Below are 18,493 nucleotides of genomic sequence, written 5' to 3'. Positions count from 1 at the left end.
CGCCCTACGGCGCGGGCTCCTGCTTGGCCTTCGGGCGGGCACGCAGGTGGGCGCGCTCACCCTGCTGCCCGAACAGGCTGAGGAACTCCACCGCGTGCGCGTCCGCGGCGCCGAACCAGTGCGGCAGCCGGGTGTCGAACTCGGCCGCCTCCCCCGGGGAGAGCACCAGATCCTGCTCGCCGAGGACCATCCGCAGCCGCCCGTTGAGCACATAGAGCCACTCGTAGCCCTCGTGGGTCTTCGGCTCCGGCTTCCTCCTGGCGCTGCCCGCCGGGATCACCAGCTTGTACGCCTGGATGCCCCCGGCCCTGCGGCTCAGGGGCAGCATGGTCATCCCGTTGCGCACGACCGGACGCAGATGGACGCGGGGATCCCCGGTCGGCGGGGCGTCGACGAGCTCGTCCAGCGTGACACCGTGCGCCCGCGCCAGCGGCAGCAGCAGTTCGAGGGTCGGCCGCCGCGACCCCGACTCCAGGCGCGACAGCGTGCTCACCGAGATGCCGGTCGCCGCCGACAGGTCGGCCAGGGTCGTCTCGCGCTGCCGGCGCAGCGCGCGCAGCCGCGGCCCGACCGCGACGAGCGCGTGTTCGAGGTCGTCGTCCACGCCGTCAGCTTGCCATACCCCTCACACCGCTGACGAAGAGCCGGAAATAAGACGTCAACTCATCATTGGTAGGTTCCTGGACAGACATTGACCTATTGAACGGAGGAGCAGCGCCGTGGATGTCGAGCAGACGGTGTTGCCGGGGATCGGGTTGCGGCACGAGTTCACCACCCGCTCGGGACGGCGAATAGGAGTCGTCTCCCACCGCACCGGGCGACGCGATCTGGTGATCTACGACCCCGACGATCCCGACAGGGCCTGTGAGACGGTGAAACTCAACGATGAGGAGGCCGACGCGCTCGTCGAGCTGCTCGGCGCCCCCCGCATCGTCCAGCGGCTCAACGCACTGCACCGCGAGGTCGAGGGACTGGTCAGCGTCCAGCTGCCGATCTCGCCGGGCACCCCCTTCGCCGGCCGTCCCATGGGCGAGGCCCAGGTGCGCACCCGCACCGGCGCCTCCATCGTGGCCGTGGTCCGCGCCGGGCGCGTCTTCGCCAGCCCCGCTCCCGACTTCGTCCTCGCCACGGACGACGTCGTGGTCGTGGTGGGCAGCGAGGACAGCACCGCCGCCGTCGCCGACATCTTCGCCAGCGGCTGAGGGCAGCGCGTGCACAATACCGCGATACTTTTCCTGGAATTCGGCGCCGTCGTCCTCGGACTCGGCATCCTCGGGGCACTGGCGCTGCGCGTCGGCATCTCCCCGATCCCCCTCTACCTCATCGCGGGCCTGGCCTTCGGCACCGGTGGCATCCTCCCGCTGGCCACCAGCGAGGAGTTCATCGCCACCGGCGCCGAATTAGGTGTCATCCTGCTGCTGCTCACCCTCGGCCTGGAATACAACGCCGACGAACTGGTGACCAGCCTCAAGGGCAACGCCCGCGCCGGCCTGGTCGACCTCGTGCTCAACGCCGCGCCCGGCGCGATCCTGGCGCTGCTGCTCGGCTGGGGGCCGGTCGCCGCGGTCGCCATGGCGGGCGTCACCTACGCCACCTCCTCCGGCATCACCGCCAAGGTCCTGTCCGACCTGGGCTGGATCGGTAACCGCGAGACCCCCGTGGTGCTGTCGCTGCTGGTCTTCGAGGACCTCACGATGGCGGTCTACCTGCCGGTCCTGACCGCCATGCTGGCGGGCCTGAGCGCGGTCGCCGGGGCGATCACCGTGGCCATCGCGCTCGCCGCGGTGAGCGTGGTGCTCCTGGTCGCGCTGCGCTTCGGCCGCTACATCGAGGCGTTCGTCGCCAGCCCCAACCCCGAAGTGCTCGTGCTCAAGGTGGTCGGACTGGCGCTGCTGGTGGCGGGACTGGCCCAGCAGCTGCAGGTCTCGGCCGCGGTCGGCGCGTTCCTCGTCGGCATCGCCCTATCGGGCGAACTTGCCGAAGACGCCCAGGCACTGCTCGCGCCGCTGCGCGACCTGTTCGCCGCGATCTTCTTCGTCTTCTTCGGCCTGCAGACCGACCCCACCAAGATCCTGCCCGCCGCGGGCCTGGCCGCCGGTCTCGCCGTGGTGACGATGATCACCAAGCTGCTGACCGGCGGGTACGCCGCACGCCGGGCCGGCATCGCCCGCGCCGGACGCGTCCGGGCCGGCATCGCGCTCATCCCCCGCGGAGAGTTCAACATCGTCATCGCCGGGCTGGCGGTGGCCGCCGGCGCCCACCCCGACCTCGGCGCCCTCGCCGCCGCGTACGTCCTGATCCTGGCGGCCTTCGGCCCCCTGGCGGCGCGCCTGGTCCAGCCGCTCCTCACCCGGATAGCGGCCCGCGCCTGACGACCGTCACCCCCCGTCGCCCCCCGGCATCGGCCTGCCCCCGCACCGCGGCGGCAGGCCGTTGTGCTATCGCGGTGAAATGGTCGTCCACGGCCGGAGCTTGTCGGGGTTGCGTACCGCCCAGATGTGCGTGATCCGGTCGCCGACGATCTCGAACGCGTACACCGACACGGTCACGCCGTCCTGCTGGGCGACCAGGCCGGGCCGGCCGTTGACCGTACGCTCCAGGATCGTCAGGTCGCGGAGCCTGTCCTGAAGACGCACCAGGGAACGCACGATCCGCTCGGCGCCTTCGATCGGGTGCAGCGTGGTGCTGACCAGGCCGCCGCCGTCGCTGACCGCCGTGGCGCCGGGGTCGAGGAGCCCGATGAGGGCGTCGATGTCCCCGGTTTCCAACGCCTGTTTGAAGTCTCTGACGATCCGGGCCTGCCGGGCCACGGGAGCCGCCGGAACCCGCGTGCCGCGGATGCGGCGGCGGGCCGAGGAGGCCAGCTGGCGGCAGGCCGCCGGGGTGCGCCCGACGATGCCGGCCACTTCTGCGAAGGAGTAGCGGAAGACGTCGTGCAGGACGAACGCGACCCGCTCGGCCGGGGTCATCGCGTCGAGCACGACGAGGAAGGCCAGATTGACCGACTCGTCCAGGGTGATCCGGTCGGCCGGGTCGGCGGTCATGCCCGGCCGGCCGCCGGGCCACTCCGCGGGGTCGGGCAACGGCTCGGGAATCCATTCCCCCACGTAGGTCTCCCGCCGGGCCCGCGCCGAGGAGAGCACGTTGAGACAGACACGTCCGGCGACCCTGGTCAGCCAGGCGCCGGGGGACGCGATGGCGTCCTGCTGCTGCCGGGACATGGCATACCAGCGGGCGTAGGTCTCCTGCACGACGTCTTCGGCGTCCGCAAGGGAGCCGAGGAGGCGATACGCCAGATTGATCAGGTGACGCCGCTCGCTCATGATCACGCTCAGGCCGGGATCGACCCGGCCGCCTCCCGGCTCGGACTGGATGGTCATGGTGTGCTCGGCTCCCTCGCTCGCGTCATCCTTACCTGTCCGACAAGGCAGCGCGGCGAAGTGTAAGGCCGACGGCTCGCCTCACATTCCGGGCAGGTGCGTTGTCGGACTGGTGGAAGAGCCACTCAGCGAGTTCGAGAAGGGAACCCACCATGTCCACGACCGGACACCACGCCCCCCACAGGGTCGTCGTCATCGGCGGCGGTTACGCCGGCACGCTCGCGGCCAACCGGCTGCGGAGGCGCCCCGACGTCGGCGTCACGCTGGTGAACCCACGCCCGGAGTTCGTCGACCGAATCCGGCTGCACCAGTTCGCGGCCGGCACCGGCCAGGCCACGGCGGACTACGGCACGCTGCTCGGCGACGGCGTCCGGTTGGTCGTCGACAGCGCCGAGCGCATCGACACCGCCGCCCGCACGGTACGGCTGGCGTCGGGCCGCGCGCTGGACTACGACTACGTCGTCTACGCGGTCGGCAGCACCGGCGCGGTACCGTCATCGGTGCCCGGCGCGGCCGAGTTCGCTGTGCCCATCGCCGAACTGGAGTCCGCGCGGCGGCTGCGTGCCAGGCTGCGGGAGCTGCCCCTCGACGCTCCGATCACCGTGGTCGGCGGTGGGCTGACCGGTGTAGAGACGGCCGCCGAGCTGGCCGGGCAGGGGCGCGGCGTCACGCTGGTGTGCGGCCACACCCTGGCGCCGTCGCTGAGTGCGCCGGGTCGCCGTTCCCTGTCCACGTGGCTGTCCCGGCACGGTGTCGTGGTGCTCGAGGCCGCCGTGGTGAACGAGGTCCGGCCGGATGCGGTCGTCTTCGCCGACGGGACGGTCCGGGCCAGCGCGTTGACCGTCTGGGCCGCCGGTTTCGGCGTACCGGAGCTGGCGGCGGCCAGCGGGCTGCGCACCGACGCACTCGGCCGCCTGCTCACCGACGAGACGCTGACCAGCGTCGACGACGACCACGTCGTCGCGGCCGGGGACGCCGCCGCACCCTCGGACCGGCCGCTGCGGATGAGCTGCTACGCCGCCGGACCGCTCGGGGCACAGGCCGCCGACACCGTGCTGAGCCGCATCGCGGGAACCACTCCGGCGGTGATCGACCTGGCCTTCACGGGATCGTGTGTCAGCCTCGGCCGGCGCGCCGGCCTGCGACAGTTCGCCCGCAAGGACGACGCCGCGACGAACGTCCACTTCGACGGCCGCATGGGCGCCATGTACAAGGAGCTGACCTGCAAGCTCGCGCTGTGGAAGATCCGCCGCGAGGCCCGCAGACCGGGTTCCCTGATCTGGATCAAGGGCGGTCCGCGACCCGGGCAGCCGGCCGCCCACGGCGTTCGGGACGATCACGGCGCTCGGGGCGCCAGGTGGTGACGAGGGCGGCGGCGAGAAGGAGCTCGGCGATGTCGCCGCCGTAATACATGATCTCCGCGCCGCCCCGCACCTCGGCCACGGGAGCCCGCACGTCCAGCCGGAAGCCGCCGTACATCAGCTGCGCGACGATCGCGTGCACGGCGATGGCGCAGCCGAGGTAGACCAGGCGCGCACGGACGCCCGGCCTGGCGGGCGCGGGATCGGGACCGGCGATGACATGGGCGAACAGGCAGCCCGACAGCAGGAAGTGGGCGTGCAGCAGCCAGTGCCCGGCCGGGTGCGCCGCGGCGGCGTCATAGAGCGGCGTGAAGTAGAGGACCACGAGGCTGCCGGCGGACAGCAGCAGGGCGGTCGCCGGATGGGCCGCCAGCCGGCCGGGACCACTGTGCACGACGGCGGTCAGCCGCCGCGCCCCGGCGACGGGCAGGGTCCGCAGCAGCAGGGTGACGGGAGCGCCCAGCACCAGGCCGATCGGGGCGTACATCCCGATCAGCATGTGCTGCACCATGTGACCGCGGAAGTCGGCGTGGGCGAGGGACGCGACGGGCGGCAGGAGCGCCGCCGCCACCAGGACGAGCCCGGCGGCGAAGCTCGCCGTACGCCACCCGCTCCAGCCCAGGACCGGGTTGCGGCGGCGCGCCCGCCGGGCCAGGCGAAGGTACACGAGCAGGACGAGGACCGGCGCGAGCACGCCGGACACCCCCGCGAAGTGGGCGCCGTGGTCGGTCACGCGGGAGTCCCGGCGGGGTCGAAGGACCGCCCGCTGCGCGCGAGCAGATACCCCCCGGCGAGCAGCAGCGCGCCCAGGACGAGGAACCCGAGGTCCCACCACAGCTGGTGGGGGCCGCCGCGGACGTGATGGATGCCCAGGATGTGGTGGTCCAGGACGCCTTCGACGAGGTTGAACACGCCCCAGCCGGCCAGGATCCACCCCCACAGCACCCGCGAGGTCCACACCCGGCGCCGCTCGCGGGTGACGCGCGAGTACAGGATCGCGAGGCCGACGAGCACCGCGAGCCAGCACACGGTGTGGAACAGGCCGTCCCACACCGTGTTCATCTCCAGCCCGGAAACCGTGCGGGGGTCGTAGTACCGCACCCCGATGCGGTCGGTGTCGGTGCTGCTCAGCATGTGGTGCCACTGCAGGAGCTGGTGCAGCAGGATCCCGTCGACGAACCCGCCCAGTCCCACCCCGAGCACCATGCCCGGCAGGCGCAGACTGGCCGGCGCCGGGCCGGTCCCGGCCTCGTCCGCGCTGGTCGTCATCGCCCTGCCCCCGTCCCCCGGCCGCCGCTGTGCGGATCTCCGCCTGGGCAGGGTCCCCGGATCGGGCGCCGTAGTCACGCAGGCACGCGCGGATGCCCCGCCGGGCCTACCGACTCTTTAGACAGGACCTCTCAGACAGGACCTCTCAGACAGCGCCTCGTCCGGCGGCGCGGGCGGCGGCGCGGGCGGCGACGAACGCCTCGATGCCGTCGAGCACCCGCTGCAGGCCGAACTCGAACGCCTGGTCCGGGTCGTAGGCCGCGTTGTAGGCCTCGCCCGCCGCCGCGCCCACCCGGGCCGCCAGCGGATGCCGCCGCGGATCGAAGACCTTGGCAAGATAGGGCGCGTGGGCGTACCACCACTGCTCGTCGGTCACGCCCGTGTCCCCCGGCGCCTGCGCCGCCTCCACCGCACCCCTCGCCGCCCCGCTCACGTAGCCGTTGAGCAGCGTCACCACCGAGTCCATCTCGAGGTCGTCCAGGCCGATGCCGTCGACCGCCCGCAACTCGTAGTCGTACTTGGCGATGAAGTTGGGACCGAGCGGGGGCCGGCTCACCGTCGGCACCTGCAGCATCCACGGATGCCTCCGGTACAGCGCCAGACTCTCCCGGGCGATCAGCTCCAGCCTGCCCCGCCAGCCGCCCGGCACCTCCGCGGGCGCGGGCAGCTCGCCGTACGCCGTGTCGACCATGACGTCGATCAGCTCGGCCTTGCCCGGGACGTAGGTGTACAGGGACATCGTCCCCACACCGAGCCGCTCGGCGACCTTCCGCATGGACAGCGCGGCCAGGCCCTCGGCGTCGGCCACCGCGATCGCCGCGCGCACGATCCGGTCGACGCCGAGGTCCGGTTTACCCTTACGCCCGGTCCGCTCACCCGTGCGCCACAGCAGGGCCAGACTCCGCGCCGGGTCCGCCTGCGAGCTGTACTCCGTCATCGCCTGCGAATTCTATGCGCACCGCCGCTCTGTGACCCACGCCACATGGGGTTCCTGTCAGCAATCGGGGCGCTGCTCCGCTCAACTCACCGAGAGCAAGCGAGCCGACAGGAGCATCACATGAAGCACCGCATCGTCGTCCTCGGCGCCGGTTACGCCGGGGCCTACGTGGCAGGAACCCTGGCCCGCCGGCTGTCCCCGGCGGACACCGAGATCACCGTGGTCAACGCCGTGCCGGACTTCGTCCAGCGAATGCGCCTGCACCAGTTGGCGGCCGGCCGGGACATCGCGGCGCCCACGCTCGCCGACGTCTTCGCGGGCACGGCGATACGGCTGCGCCTCGCCCGCGTCACCGTCGTCGACCCCGAGCACCGGGTCGTCGCCGTGGCCGACGCCGACGGAGGCGGCGAACTCGGCTACGACACGCTCGTGTACGCGCTCGGCAGCCACGGCGACGACCACGCCGTCCCCGGCGCCGCCGAGCACGCCTTCGACGTCGCCGCCAGGCCCGCGGCGCTGCGCCTGCGCGAGCGCCTGAACACCCTGGACAGGCGGCGCGCAGGCGGCCGCGTGGTGGTCGTCGGCGACGGGTTGACCGGCATCGAGACCGCCACCGAGATCGCCGAATCCCGGCCCGGCCTGACGGTCGCACTGGTCGCCCGCGGCGAGCTGGGCGCCCGGCTCTCCCCCGGGGCCCGCGGCCACCTGCGCCGGGCCTGCGACCGTCTGGGCATCACCGTCCTGGAGCACACCGCCGTCGAAACCGTGGAAGTGACACGGGTGCTGTGCGCCGGCGGCACCGCCCTGGAGTCCGACGCGACCGTGTGGACGGCCGGGTTCGCGGTCGACCCCATCGCCGCCACCGGCGGGCTGCACGTCACCGGAACCGGTCAGATCGTCGTCGACCGCACCATGCGCTCGGTCTCGCACCCGGACGTCTACGCCGTCGGTGACAGCGCCCACGCCATCGGCGACAACGGCCGGCCCCTGCCGATGTCCTGCGCCTCGGCCGGCTACACCGGCCGGCAGGCCGTCGAGGCGATCACGGGACGCCTGACCGGCCGCGAGATCACCCACACCAGGCTGGCCTACACGTACAACCACATCAGCCTCGGGCGGCGGGACGGGATCCTGCAGCCAATCGACGACGAAGGGCAGGCGAAGCCGACGTACACGGGCGGCCGGAAGGCCGCGCGCGTCAAGGCGGGCATCCTCACGATGTCGCTGTGGGCCACCTCGCACCCGACCTTCGGCATGCCCCAGCGCAAGCGCCGCCTCGCCGCCGCAACGGACACGACCGCCGAAAAGGCCGTCGCGTAGCCGCCTAGGGTGGTCCACGTGCACAGCAGCGCCACCGATCGCTTCGACACCAGCCGGTTCGAGGCCAGCCGGAACCGGCTGGCCGCGCTGGCCTACCGGCTGCTGGGTTCCGCCGCCGACGCCGAGGACGCCGTGCAGGACGCGTTCCTGCACTGGCAGGCCGCGGACCGGCGACGGATCGAGGTGCCGGAAGCATGGCTGACCAAGGTCGTCACCAACCTGTGCCTCGACCGGCTCCGCTCGGCGCGAGCCCGCCGCGAACACACCGCCGGCGCCTGGCTGCCCGAACCACTCCTCGACGGCGACCCGATGCTCGGCCCGGCCGACTCGTTCGAGCAGCGCGAATCGGTCTCCCTGGCCGTGCTGACGCTCATGGAGCGCCTGTCGCCCGTCGAACGAGCCGTCTACGTCCTGCGCGAGGCGTTCTCCTACAGTCACGCCGAAATCGCGGAGATCCTCGACATCACCGAGTCCGCGAGCCAGCAGCACCTCCACCGGGCCCGGCGCCGCGTCACCGCCGCACGCCGCAACGGCGGCGTGGTCGACCCCGCGTCCGCCCGCAGGGTCGTCGAGGAGTTCCTCGCCGCCGCCACCTCGGGACGCACCGAACGGCTGGTGGAGCTTCTCACCGACGACGCCACCGCGATCTCCGACGGTGCCGGCCTGGCCGAGAAGCTGATGTGGTACGACACTCCCCAGCGCGTCGCCGCCGTCGTCCGGGCGGGCCTCAAACCCACACCCGCCAAGCGGCGATTCGCCGGCGGCACGCCCGCCATCCACTACGCGCTCGTCAACCGCGCCCCCGCCATCCTTTTCGTGATCGGCGACCGGGTTATCGGCGCCGTGACGTTCGACATCACGGGCGGCAAGATCGCAACCGTGCGCAGCATCGCCGCCCCGGCCCGTCTCCTCCGCCTCGCCGAGACCTGGCGGCGGCACGGACCGGACACGCCGCTCATCAGCCGCTGGTGACCCCACGCCATCCGAGTCATGCCAGCCGTGCCCGGCCTGGCACGGCAGGCCGGACACGGGGCGGAGGTGCGCCACCCCGTGCGCTAGCGTGATCGCCATGCTGCGCCGATGGATGCTGCCGATCCTCTTCCTCGCCCTCGGGCTCGCCGCGGCGGCCCGGCAGAGCGCCCAGGGATCCCCGGGCGGCGCCGTCACACTGCTCCTGCTGTTCCTGGTGGCAGGCGTCCTGCTGTCCCCCCCTGGCGTTCCCGAAATCCGTGAGCGCCGCCGAGGCGCTGCGCCGCAGCGCGACCGACGGCCGCCCGATCGTCTACTGGCGCCCCGGCTGCCGCTACTGCCTGCGGCTGCGCACCCGGCTCGGCAGGCACGCCCACCGGGCGCACTGGGTCGACATCTGGCGCGACCCCGAAGGCGCCGCGGCGGTCCGGGCGGCCACCGGCGGCGACGAGACCGTGCCGACCGTGGTGGTGGCCGGCACCCCTCACGTCAACCCCGACCCCCGATGGGTGCGCGCGCAACTGCCCTGACCTGCCTCAGCCCTCCCGGCTTGCGCGGTCCAGGCCGCGCAGCGTCCGTGCGGCACCGGCGAGCAGCGCGGCACGCGACAGGTCCCCACCCCCGGCGCACCAATCCGCCACCGCCTCCAGCACCGTCGCCCGCACCGTCTCGTCACCCGCGAGCCCCGACGACTCCAGCGCCGACCGCAGCGACCGCCACGCCGACGCGCGGTCACCCCGCTCCCCCCGCACCCGGGCCAGCTCCACGTGGACCGTGGCCAGGAACTGCGCGGGCACACCCGCCTGCCCGCCCGCCAGCTCCAACGCCTCCACGAGCAGGGCCTCCGCCTCGGCGGGCACCCCACGCCGGCGCGCCACCTCCCCGGCCGCCTGCCGCACCCGCGCCAGCGCCACCCGATCCCGCGTACGACCGGCCACCTCGCCGGCCCGCGCCAGCTCCCGCTCCGCCCCCGCCAGGTCACCCGTACGGGCGCGCAACTGGGCCAGCCGCACCCGCAGCATCAACGGGACGGGAATCGCCTCCATCCCCCCGATCAGCCCCGCCGGCTCCGCCGCCTCCTCCAGCAGCGTCAGCGCCTCCGCCGCGTCCCCCCGGTTCTCCGCCACCAGCGACAGCCAGTACAGCGCCAGGGACAACCCCCACCGCTCCCCCAGCGCCCGGTAGCCCGCCAACGCCGCGCGCAGCCGCGCCTCGGCCGCCCCGGCCCCCGCCCCGCCGTACTCGAACTCCGCGATCCCGCCCATCAGCAGCGCCGTCGCCCGCGCCCACGGGTCCTCGTGGTCACCGAACGCCCGCATCGCCGCGATCGCCCGTCGCCAGTGCTCCGCGCCCCCGCCGGACGGCCTCACCCCCACGGTCCAGGCCCACAGCGCCACGGGATGGCGCGACTCCTCCACCACACGCAGCGCCTCACGCGAGGCGTACGGCCCCTCGGACGCCAGCAGCGCACACACCATGGCGGGCAGCTCCAGCCCGGCCGGCGCGTCCCCGTCCGGCGCAGCCCGTATCGTCCGGATCGCCCGCGCCCACCTCACCGCCTCGTCACCCCGCCCCCGCACCGTCCACGCCCACAACCTGGCCATGAACAGCCGCAGCGCCGCCCGTTCCCGCCCGGTCCGTACGGCATGGCCGAGCGCCGCGTCGAGGTCGCCCCGCTCGGCGTCCAGCGTCGCCAGCAGGCGAAGCTGCTCACCCGTCCGCAACCCGGGCTCCGCCGCCTCCGCCGACTCCAGGAAGAAACGCAGATGCCGGTCCCGGACCGCCCGCGCCTCGCCCGACTCCTCCAGACGCTCGGCGGCGTACGCCCGGACGGTCTCCAGCAGCCGATAACGCACCTGTGCCGCCCGGGCCGACGACCCGCCCGGCTCGGTCACCACGACCAGCGACTTGTCCACCAGCGAGGCGACCGTCTCCAGATCGCCCCCGCACACCCGCCGCACCGCCTCCGCCGTCGCCCCGCCCGAGAACACCGACAACCGGCGCAACACCACGCGCTCCCCCGGCGACAGCAGATCCCAGCTCCAGTCGATCACCGCCCGCAGCGTCCGGTGCCTCGGCCCCGCCGTACGGCTGCCGCGCAACGTCAGCCGTTCCCCCATCGCCTCCACGAGCTGCCGCATCGTGAGCGATCGCAGCCGGGCCGCGGCGAGCTCGATCGCCAGCGGCAGGCCGTCGAGGTCCCGGCACAGCGCGACCACCTCCGCCACCACGGAGTCGTCCACGGCGAATCCCGGGCGGACCGCCGACGCCCGCTCCGCGAACAACGCCACCGCCGGGAACTCGAGCGCCCGCGCCGCGGCCACCCCGTCCGCCGGCAACGCCAGCGGCCGCACCGGATGAAGGTGCTCGCCGGGGACGTCCAGGGGCTCCCGGCTGGTGGCCAGAATCCGCAGCCCGGGCACCCCCGACAGCAACCGCTCCGCGACCGTCGCCGCCCCGTCCACCACGTGCTCGCAGTTGTCCAGCACGAGCACGAGCTCCCGGCCGGCCAGCGCCCGCACCAGCGCGTCGAGCGGCGACGCGGCCGGCCGCCCGGCAGGGTCCCCGTCCGGCTCCGGCCCGGCCGCCGGTATGGCCGCCGGTATGGTCGCCCGCACCGCGGCGGCCACGTCCGCCGGGTCCCCGACGGCGGCCAGCTCGACCAGCCAGACGCCCGAGGCCGCGGCGAGCCCGCCCGCCACCTCCACCGCCAGCCTGGTCTTGCCCGCGCCGCCCGGCCCGGTCAGCGTGACCAGCCGCGCGGCCGACAGCAGGCTCCGCACCCGTGCCACGTCCTCCCGCCTGCCGACCAGGCTCGTCACCGGCGCCGGCAGGTTTCCCCGTACGGCCCGCGCGACCCGTACGGCCCGTACGGCCTCTACGACCCGGGCAGCCGGAGGATCGCGCACCGCCTCCAGATGTGCCGCGCGCAGTCCGGGCCCGGGGTCGACGCCCAGCTCGTCCGCCAGCCGTCGCCTGACGCGCTCGAACGCCTCCAGCGCGTCCCCGCGCCGCCCCGCCACGCACAGCGCCCGCACCAGCAGGGCGTGGAACGGCTCACGCAGCGGATGCGCGGCCGCCAGCTCCTCCAGCTCCGCCACCAGCGCGCCGGCCGCCGTCGTGTCGGCCGTCGTGTCGGCCACGGCGAGGTCGGCGCCCACCCGCGACTCCAGTGCGGAAAGGCGCAGCTCGTCCAGCCGTGCCGCGGCGACCCGCGCGAACGGCAGGTCCGCCGCGTCGGCGAGCGGCGACCCGCGCCAGAGCGACAGGGCGGCGCGCAGTGACGCGGCGGCACGTCCCGGATCGCGCTCGGCCCGGCCCGCTCGCACCAGGCGTTCGAACTCCGCCGCGTCGACCTCCCGCGCCGGGACGTCGAGCAGGTAACCGGCCGGATGCGACATGACCGCGTCCCGCAGCGCTTCGTGTAGCTCTCGGCGGAGCCGCGACACCAGGGAGTGCAGCGCCGCCGCCGGGTTCAGCGGCGGCTTCTCCCACAGGTCGTCGACGAGGCTCCCGGCGGCGACCACCCTGCCGGGTTCCAGGGCCAGCCGGATCAGGAGCGCGCGCAGGCGCGCGCCTCTGATGGGGGCCCCCTCCACGTGCAACGGCCCGAGAATCCGGATTCGCATGGTCCCCTCATTGTCGTTGAGGGTTTTGGCTGGCGATCTAAATGATCTTGTAATAATCGAGCGCCTTTACATTGTAGATTCATAGTAGGATCACCGTGATGAACACGCCCGCCGTCCCCGAGCGGGACACCCCCGCGCGGCCCGAGCGCGACCCCTACCGGGTGTATCTCGACGCGCTCCAGAGTCCCGAGTCCAAGCGCACGATGAAGGGCTGCCTCGACCGCATCGCCCGCCTCATCACCGGCGACCCCGAGGCGACCGGCGCCGGACAACCCTGGGAACTGCTCCGCTACGAGCACACGATCCGGTTGCGCACGCTGATGCGGGAGCAGGGCTGGTCGCCCGCCCACGTCAACAAGCACCTGGTCGCTCTCCGCCGCGTGCTCAAGGAGGCGTGGCGGCTCGGCCTGATGAGCGGCGAGGACTACCAGCGCGCCGCCGACCTGCCCGCCTACAAGCACACCCGCGTCCCGGCGGGACGGCATGTCGAGGCCGAGGCGCTGGCGGCGGCGCTCGAGGTGTGCGACGGCGACCACTCCCCCGCCGGCCGCCGCGACGGCGCGATGCTCGCCGCGCTCTACTCCACCGGCTGCCGCCGGGCCGAGATCGCCGGGCTCACCCTGGCCGACTTCGATCCCCACGCCCGCTCTCTGCGGGTGCGCGGCAAGGGCGACAAGGAACGGCTCGTCTACCTGACCGCGGAGGCCGTCGAACGCCTCGACCTCTGGCTCGCCGTACGCGGCCGGGCGACGGGCCCTCTGTTCTGCCCTATCAACAAGGGCGGGCGGCTGCGGCCGGCCCACATGACCGGCCAGGCCATCGCCGACATCGTCTCCCGCCGCCTGGCCGCCGCCGGGGCGTCACCGCGGACGCCGCACGACTTCCGGCGCACGTTCATCGGCGAACTGCTCGACGCGGGGGTCGACCTCGCCACCACCCAGGCCCTGGTGGGCCACGCCTCCCCCGCCACCACCGCGCGGTACGACCGGCGGCCCGAGCGGCGCCGTCGCGAGGCCGTCGACCGGCTCCGCGTCCCCGGCGCCGCCCGCTGACTCGAATGTGGCGAGTTCAGCGACGGCCGGGGCCGGCGTGCGGGCGGACTTGTTGAGCAGGTAGCCGATCTGGCGGGCCGTCCGCAGAACCTGCGTCCTGGTCTTCGCGTTCACTACCTCCGGATTGTCGAAAACGCGGGAGACGGTTGCCGGGGACACGCCGCAAAGGCGTGCCGGCTCTTTGATCGTTGCCACGGATCAAACGCTGTCGCATCTCGCTGCAACCGGTTTCATGTAACCGGTTTCGCAGAAATTACGCAATCTCGGGAATTTTGTCAAGATGGCAGAAAACTTCATCGGCGTTACGTTTTCGTAATTTGACAGCGCGTGCTGCTGTTATGTCTTATGGCGGGCGTATCGGTCGATTCGTTGCCGCGGTTCGACCGTCGCATCTCGCAGCCACCCCCTCCTCCCTGCCAAGGAGTTCACGGTGTCTGCTTCGAAACTTCGTCTGCTCGTGGGTGTGCTCGCCGTCGGCGTGCTCACCGCCGGCTGCGGCGGCTCGTCCGGCTCGTCCGGCGACGGCCCCGTCACCCTCACCCTCAACCTGTTCGGGAACATGGGGTTCAAGGACCTGTACGCCAAGTACGAGGCCGCCCACCCAAACATCAAGATCGTCGAGCGTACGTCGGCGTACAACGACCACCACCGCAACCTGGCCGCCCACCTGGCGACGGGCAGCGGCGCGGCGGACGTGGAGGGCATCGACACCGGCTTCATCGCCCAGTTCAGGGCGCAGCCGGAGCGCTTCGTCGACCTGCGCAAGCACGGCGCCGACGGGCTCAAGGACCGGTGGTTGCCGTGGAAGTGGCAGGCGTCGGTGGCCAAGAACGGGGCCCAGATCGGATACGGGACGGACGTCGGCGGCCTGGCCATGTGCTACCGGCGCGACCTGTTCGAGAAGGCCGGCCTGCCCACCGAGCGCGACGAGGTGAGCAAGCTCTGGCCGGACTGGGCGTCGTACTTCGAGGCCGGCAGGAAGTACACCGCGAACAAGCCGGAGGGCGCCAGCTTCTTCGACGGCGGCGCGCAGATCTTCAACGCGATGATCGGGCAGGCCGAGACCGGCTACTACGACGCCTCCGACCACGTGGTCGTCGCCACCAACCCGGTGGTCCGCTCGGCGTACGACGAGGTGCTCAAGGCCGTGGCCGACGGCGAGTCGGCCAAGCTGGTGGGCAGCTCCCCGGCGTGGAACACCGGCTTCGCCAAGAGCCAGTTCGCCACCATCGCCTGCCCCGCCTGGATGCTCGCGAAGATCCAGGACCAGGCCAAGGCATTCGCCGGCAAGTGGGACATCGCGGCCATCCCCGGCGGCGGCGGCAACTGGGGCGGCTCCTACCTGACGGTTCCGGCGCAGAGCAAGCACGCGAAGGAAGCGGTGGACCTGATCACCTGGCTGACGGCTCCCGAGCAGCAGATCGAGGTGTTCAAGGCGCACGGCATCCTGCCTTCGACCGTGGCGACGTACGAGAAGCCCGAGGTCAAGAACCTGAAGAACGCCTTCTTCAACGACGCCCCGGTCGGGCAGGTCTTCACCACCGCCGCGCTGAACCTGAAGCCGCAGTACCAAGGGCCGCGGGCCGGCGACATCCAGACCGCCATCCGCGACGCGATCAACCGGGTGGAGGAGGGCAAGCAGGACGGCCCGCAGGCCTGGGAGCAGATGCTCAAGGACGTCGAGCGCATCGAGCAGTAGCCGCCCAGCCAAGCCGGGTGACGGCGGGAGGTAAGGGCCCGCCGTCACCCCTTCCCCCGGGATGGACCCATGACCCTCGCACGATCCGGGCCACGGCGCCGCTGGGCCTACCAGCTCGACGTCAAGGGCTCGCCGTACTTCTACATCGCCCCGTTCTTCCTGCTGTTCGGCGCGGTGGGGATGTTCCCGCTGCTGTACACCGCGTACGTCTCGCTCACGAACTGGAACCTGCTGGAGCCCACCCGGCACTGGGTGGGGCTGGCGAACTACGCCGAACTGCTGACCGACGACTACTTCTGGAACGCGCTGTTCAACACCGTAAGCATCTGGCTGCTGTCCACCGTGCCGCAGCTGCTCGCGGCCCTGTTCATCGCGCACATGCTCAACCGCAGCCTGCGTGCCCGCACGTTCTTTCGGATGGGCGTGCTGCTGCCCAACGTGACGTCCATCGTCGCCGTCACGATCATCTTCGCCCAGCTCTTCGGCCGCGACTTCGGCATGGTCAACTGGGCGCTCGATCTGGTGGGGCTCGACCCGGTGGACTGGCAGGCGGGCACCCTGTCCTCGCACATCGCCATCTCGCTCATCGTCATCTGGCGGTGGACCGGCTACAACGCGCTGATCTACCTGGCCGCCATGCAGACGATCCCCGAGCATCTGTACGAGGCCGCGACGCTGGACGGGGCCGGCCAGTTCACCCAGTTCCGGAAGATCACGATCCCGATGCTGCGGCCGACGATCATCTTCACCGCCGTCGTGTCCACCATCGGCGGCTTCCAGATCATCGCCGAGCCGCTGCTGTTCCAAGCCGGCACAGGCAACCCCACGGGAGGCTCGGACCGGCAGTTCCAGACCGTCGGCCTCTACCTCTACGAGCAGGGGTTCAGCCTGTACAAGTTCGGCTACGCCTCGGCCATCGCATGGACCCTGTGCCTGATCATCGTGGTCATGGCTCTGGTCAACTACTCGGTCACCCGCCGGATCAGGAGAAGCTGACGTGACGACGATCATCACCGAGGCGCCCCGGCAGGCGCGCGTGCCCCGCTCGCGGGCGGCCCGCTCCCGCGGCGGGCGCCGCTCGGCCGGGTTCTGGACCTACGCGGCGCTGGCCGCCGTCCTGCTCGGCTCCCTGTTCCCCGTCTACTGGTCGCTCATCGTGGCGTCGCACGACAACGACGCCATCGCGCGCGTGCCTCCCGTCCTGACGCCCGGCGGGCACCTGTTCGAGAACATCGCGCGGGTCTTCGACACGACCGCGTTCGGCAAGGCGATGCTCAACTCCTTCATCGTCTCCGGCTCGGTCACCGTCTCGGTCGTGCTGTTCTCCACGCTGGCCGGGTTCGCCTTCGCCAAGCTCCGCTTCCGGGGCCGGACGTCGCTGCTGGTCGTTGCCATCGCGACCACCACCGTGCCGCACCAGCTCGGGATCATCCCGCTCTACATCCTCATGGCGGAGCTCGGCTGGACCGGCCGGCTGGAGGCGGTGATCGTGCCCGGCCTGGTCACGGCGTTCGGCGTCTTCTTCATGACGCAGTACCTGTCGAGCGCGGTGCCGGACGAACTCCTGGAGGCCGGACGGATCGACGGCTGCTCCACCTTGCGCCTGTTCTGGCACGTGGTGGTGCCCGCGGCGCGGCCGGCCGCGGCCGTGCTCGGGCTGTTCACGTTCATGCAGGCATGGAACGACTTCTTCTGGCCGCTGGTGGTCCTCACCCCGGAGAACCCGACCGTGCAGGTCGCGCTCTCCTCACTGGCCAGCGGCTACACGACCGACTACGCGCTCGTGCTCACCGGCACGGTGCTGGCGACGGTGCCCGTCGTGGCCGTCTTCGCGGCCCTGGGCCGGCAGATCATCGGAGGAATCATGTCAGGAGCGATCAAGGGATGACGGCGACCGACGAACGTCCCGCCATGCCGCGGACCTTTCCCGCGGGCTTTGTGTGGGGCACGGCCACCGCGGCGTATCAGATCGAGGGGGCCGTCGACATCGACGGCCGGGGGCCTTCGATTTGGGACACCTTCTGCCGGGTGCCCGGCGCGGTGGCACGGGGCGAGTCGGGTGAGTTCGCCTGCGACCACTATCACCGCTGGCAAGAGGATGTCGATCTCATGAAAGACCTGGGGGCGGGGGCCTACCGATTTTCCGTTGCCTGGCCGCGGGTGCTGCCCGAGGGCCGTGGGCCGGTGAACCGGCGCGGGCTGGACTTCTACCGCCGGCTCGTGGACGCCCTGCGTGAGGGCGGTATCGAGCCGTATGTGACGTTGTACCACTGGGACCTGCCGCAAGCGCTGGAGGACCGCGGGGGCTGGCGGGTCCGCGAGACCGCCGAGCGGTTCGCCGATTACGCCGAGGTGATGTACGAGGCGCTCGGTGAGTCGGTCTCGAACTGGATCACGCTCAACGAGCCGTACTGCTCCTCGATCGTCGGCTACGGCGAGGGACGGCACGCGCCCGGTGCCACGGAGGGGGAGGGCGCGCTGGCCGCGGCCCACCACCTGCTGGTGGGGCACGGCCTGGCCGTCGCCCGCCTGCGCCAGATGGCCAGGCCCGGTCAGCAGATCGGGGTGACGCTCAACATGTCGCCCACGGTTGCGGTGACCTCCTCCCCGCAGGACCTCCAGGCCGCGCGGCGGATGGATCTGCTGGTCAACCGGCAGTTCACCGAACCGCTGTTCGGCGGGGCCTATGCCGCCGACATGGGTGAGACGTTCGGGCGGATCACCGGCTTCTCCTTCCGCCGGGACGGCGATCTGGAGATCATCGGCAGGCCGGTGGACTTCTTGGGGGTCAACTACTACTACCGGCTGCATGTGGAGGCCGCGCCGTATGACGAGCCCGATCCCGCGCGGCGTACGGCGTTCGATCTGGGTGTGCGG

17 protein-coding genes and 1 pseudogene are annotated in these 18,493 nt (G+C 72.2%); 11 read left to right on the top strand and 7 right to left on the bottom strand.

Translation table 11 applies throughout. From position 1 onward, the window contains the following. Window positions 1-4 precede the first annotated feature (4 nt). On the bottom strand, window positions 5-604 hold the full coding sequence (locus ACWEQG_RS26500; RefSeq protein WP_452288665.1) for a helix-turn-helix domain-containing protein: 600 nt from the start codon (window positions 602-604) through the stop codon (window positions 5-7). 115 nt (window positions 605-719) lie between these two features. Between ACWEQG_RS26500 and ACWEQG_RS26495 the strand changes: the two genes are divergently transcribed. Continuing rightward, window positions 720-1,202 (top strand): cation:proton antiporter regulatory subunit, encoded by a 483-nt coding sequence (locus ACWEQG_RS26495; RefSeq protein ID WP_363471637.1) that lies wholly within the window; start codon window positions 720-722, stop codon window positions 1,200-1,202. A 9-nt stretch (window positions 1,203-1,211) separates the two neighbouring features. Continuing rightward, window positions 1,212-2,372, top strand: a complete 1,161-nt coding sequence (locus ACWEQG_RS26490) for a cation:proton antiporter (RefSeq protein ID WP_363471639.1) — start codon at window positions 1,212-1,214, stop codon at window positions 2,370-2,372. Between the two features lie 66 nt (window positions 2,373-2,438). Here ACWEQG_RS26490 and sigJ read toward each other — a convergent pair whose 3' ends face one another. Continuing rightward, window positions 2,439-3,380, bottom strand: a complete 942-nt coding sequence (sigJ, locus tag ACWEQG_RS26485) for an RNA polymerase sigma factor SigJ (protein ID WP_452288663.1) — start codon at window positions 3,378-3,380, stop codon at window positions 2,439-2,441. A gap of 152 nt (window positions 3,381-3,532) precedes the next feature. Between sigJ and ACWEQG_RS26480 the strand changes: the two genes are divergently transcribed. Then, window positions 3,533-4,744: an NAD(P)/FAD-dependent oxidoreductase gene (locus ACWEQG_RS26480; RefSeq protein ID WP_452288661.1), complete on the top strand. Its 1,212-nt coding sequence runs from the start codon at window positions 3,533-3,535 to the stop codon at window positions 4,742-4,744. Here the strand turns inward: ACWEQG_RS26480 and ACWEQG_RS26475 are convergent. From ACWEQG_RS26475 to ACWEQG_RS26465, 3 genes are all read right to left on the bottom strand, one after another. After that, window positions 4,665-5,474 (bottom strand): cytochrome c oxidase assembly protein, encoded by an 810-nt coding sequence (locus ACWEQG_RS26475; protein ID WP_452288659.1) that lies wholly within the window; start codon window positions 5,472-5,474, stop codon window positions 4,665-4,667. The two genes, ACWEQG_RS26480 and ACWEQG_RS26475, sit on opposite strands and share 80 nt — an antisense overlap. After that, on the bottom strand, window positions 5,471-6,010 hold the full coding sequence (locus ACWEQG_RS26470; protein WP_452288657.1) for a DUF2243 domain-containing protein: 540 nt from the start codon (window positions 6,008-6,010) through the stop codon (window positions 5,471-5,473). Before ACWEQG_RS26470 ends, ACWEQG_RS26475 begins: the two co-directional genes overlap by 4 nt. A 145-nt stretch (window positions 6,011-6,155) precedes the next feature. Further along, the gene (locus ACWEQG_RS26465) at window positions 6,156-6,947 is read right to left on the bottom strand and encodes a TetR/AcrR family transcriptional regulator (protein WP_452288655.1); all 792 of its coding nucleotides are present in this window, start codon (window positions 6,945-6,947) and stop codon (window positions 6,156-6,158) included. Window positions 6,948-7,067: 120 nt separating this feature from the next. Between ACWEQG_RS26465 and ACWEQG_RS26460 the strand changes: the two genes are divergently transcribed. The 3 genes from ACWEQG_RS26460 to ACWEQG_RS26450 all read left to right on the top strand — a co-directional run bounded on the left by ACWEQG_RS26460 (window position 7,068) and on the right by ACWEQG_RS26450 (window position 9,766). Continuing rightward, entirely contained in the window at window positions 7,068-8,267 is a 1,200-nt protein-coding gene (locus tag ACWEQG_RS26460) for an NAD(P)/FAD-dependent oxidoreductase (RefSeq protein ID WP_452288653.1), read from the top strand. Window positions 8,268-8,285: 18 nt separating this feature from the next. Further along, window positions 8,286-9,239: a sigma-70 family RNA polymerase sigma factor gene (locus tag ACWEQG_RS26455; RefSeq protein ID WP_452288651.1), complete on the top strand. Its 954-nt coding sequence runs from the start codon at window positions 8,286-8,288 to the stop codon at window positions 9,237-9,239. Window positions 9,240-9,496: 257 nt separating this feature from the next. After that, on the top strand, window positions 9,497-9,766 hold the full coding sequence (locus ACWEQG_RS26450; protein ID WP_452288649.1) for a glutaredoxin domain-containing protein: 270 nt from the start codon (window positions 9,497-9,499) through the stop codon (window positions 9,764-9,766). Between the two features lie 6 nt (window positions 9,767-9,772). On the opposite strand, the gene ACWEQG_RS26445 is transcribed toward ACWEQG_RS26450, so the two are convergent. Next, window positions 9,773-12,865: an AfsR/SARP family transcriptional regulator gene (locus ACWEQG_RS26445; protein ID WP_452288647.1), complete on the bottom strand. Its 3,093-nt coding sequence runs from the start codon at window positions 12,863-12,865 to the stop codon at window positions 9,773-9,775. A 98-nt stretch (window positions 12,866-12,963) separates the two neighbouring features. On the opposite strand from ACWEQG_RS26445, the gene ACWEQG_RS26440 reads away from it, so the two are divergent. Further along, window positions 12,964-13,917 (top strand): tyrosine-type recombinase/integrase, encoded by a 954-nt coding sequence (locus ACWEQG_RS26440; protein ID WP_363473852.1) that lies wholly within the window; start codon window positions 12,964-12,966, stop codon window positions 13,915-13,917. Window positions 13,918-13,986: 69 nt separating this feature from the next. Here the strand turns inward: ACWEQG_RS26440 and ACWEQG_RS26435 are convergent. Then, window positions 13,987-14,112 (bottom strand): annotated as a pseudogene (locus tag ACWEQG_RS26435) (LacI family DNA-binding transcriptional regulator); the annotation flags it as partial. Between the two features lie 235 nt (window positions 14,113-14,347). Here ACWEQG_RS26435 and ACWEQG_RS26430 point away from each other — a divergent pair. The 4 genes from ACWEQG_RS26430 to ACWEQG_RS26415 form a co-directional block, all read left to right on the top strand. Next, a complete protein-coding gene (locus ACWEQG_RS26430; protein ID WP_363473850.1) occupies window positions 14,348-15,616 on the top strand; it encodes an ABC transporter substrate-binding protein in 1,269 nt (422 codons plus the stop codon). A 69-nt stretch (window positions 15,617-15,685) separates the two neighbouring features. Beyond that, window positions 15,686-16,612, top strand: a complete 927-nt coding sequence (locus ACWEQG_RS26425) for a carbohydrate ABC transporter permease (RefSeq protein ID WP_182875223.1) — start codon at window positions 15,686-15,688, stop codon at window positions 16,610-16,612. A gap of 1 nt (window position 16,613) precedes the next feature. Next, the gene (locus ACWEQG_RS26420; RefSeq protein ID WP_452288645.1) at window positions 16,614-17,504 is read left to right on the top strand and encodes a carbohydrate ABC transporter permease; all 891 of its coding nucleotides are present in this window, start codon (window positions 16,614-16,616) and stop codon (window positions 17,502-17,504) included. After that, window positions 17,501-18,493, top strand: a 993-nt coding sequence (locus tag ACWEQG_RS26415; RefSeq protein WP_452288643.1) for a family 1 glycosylhydrolase, incomplete at its 3' end; no start/stop codon positions are given. The genes ACWEQG_RS26420 and ACWEQG_RS26415, both read left to right, overlap by 4 nt.

It is taken from the genome of Microbispora sp. NPDC004025 (genome assembly GCF_053604425.1).
The sequence above is the reverse complement of the archived record's forward strand: the minus strand, read 5'-3'. Positions and strand labels throughout refer to the sequence as shown.

Bases quoted from the DNA above. Each gene is read 5' to 3' on its own strand.
- sigJ (WP_452288663.1), bottom strand. From the start codon at position 3,380: ATGACCATCCAGTCCGAGCCGGGAGGCGGCCGGGTCGATCCCGGCCTG.
- ACWEQG_RS26480 (WP_452288661.1), top strand. From the start codon at position 3,533: ATGTCCACGACCGGACACCACGCCCCCCACAGGGTCGTCGTCATCGGC.
- ACWEQG_RS26470 (WP_452288657.1), bottom strand. From the start codon at position 6,010: ATGACGACCAGCGCGGACGAGGCCGGGACCGGCCCGGCGCCGGCCAGT.
- ACWEQG_RS26465 (WP_452288655.1), bottom strand. From the start codon at position 6,947: ATGACGGAGTACAGCTCGCAGGCGGACCCGGCGCGGAGTCTGGCCCTG.
- ACWEQG_RS26460 (WP_452288653.1), top strand. From the start codon at position 7,068: ATGAAGCACCGCATCGTCGTCCTCGGCGCCGGTTACGCCGGGGCCTAC.
- ACWEQG_RS26445 (WP_452288647.1), bottom strand. From the start codon at position 12,865: ATGCGAATCCGGATTCTCGGGCCGTTGCACGTGGAGGGGGCCCCCATC.
- ACWEQG_RS26440 (WP_363473852.1), top strand. From the start codon at position 12,964: ATGAACACGCCCGCCGTCCCCGAGCGGGACACCCCCGCGCGGCCCGAG.
- ACWEQG_RS26425 (WP_182875223.1), top strand. From the start codon at position 15,686: ATGACCCTCGCACGATCCGGGCCACGGCGCCGCTGGGCCTACCAGCTC.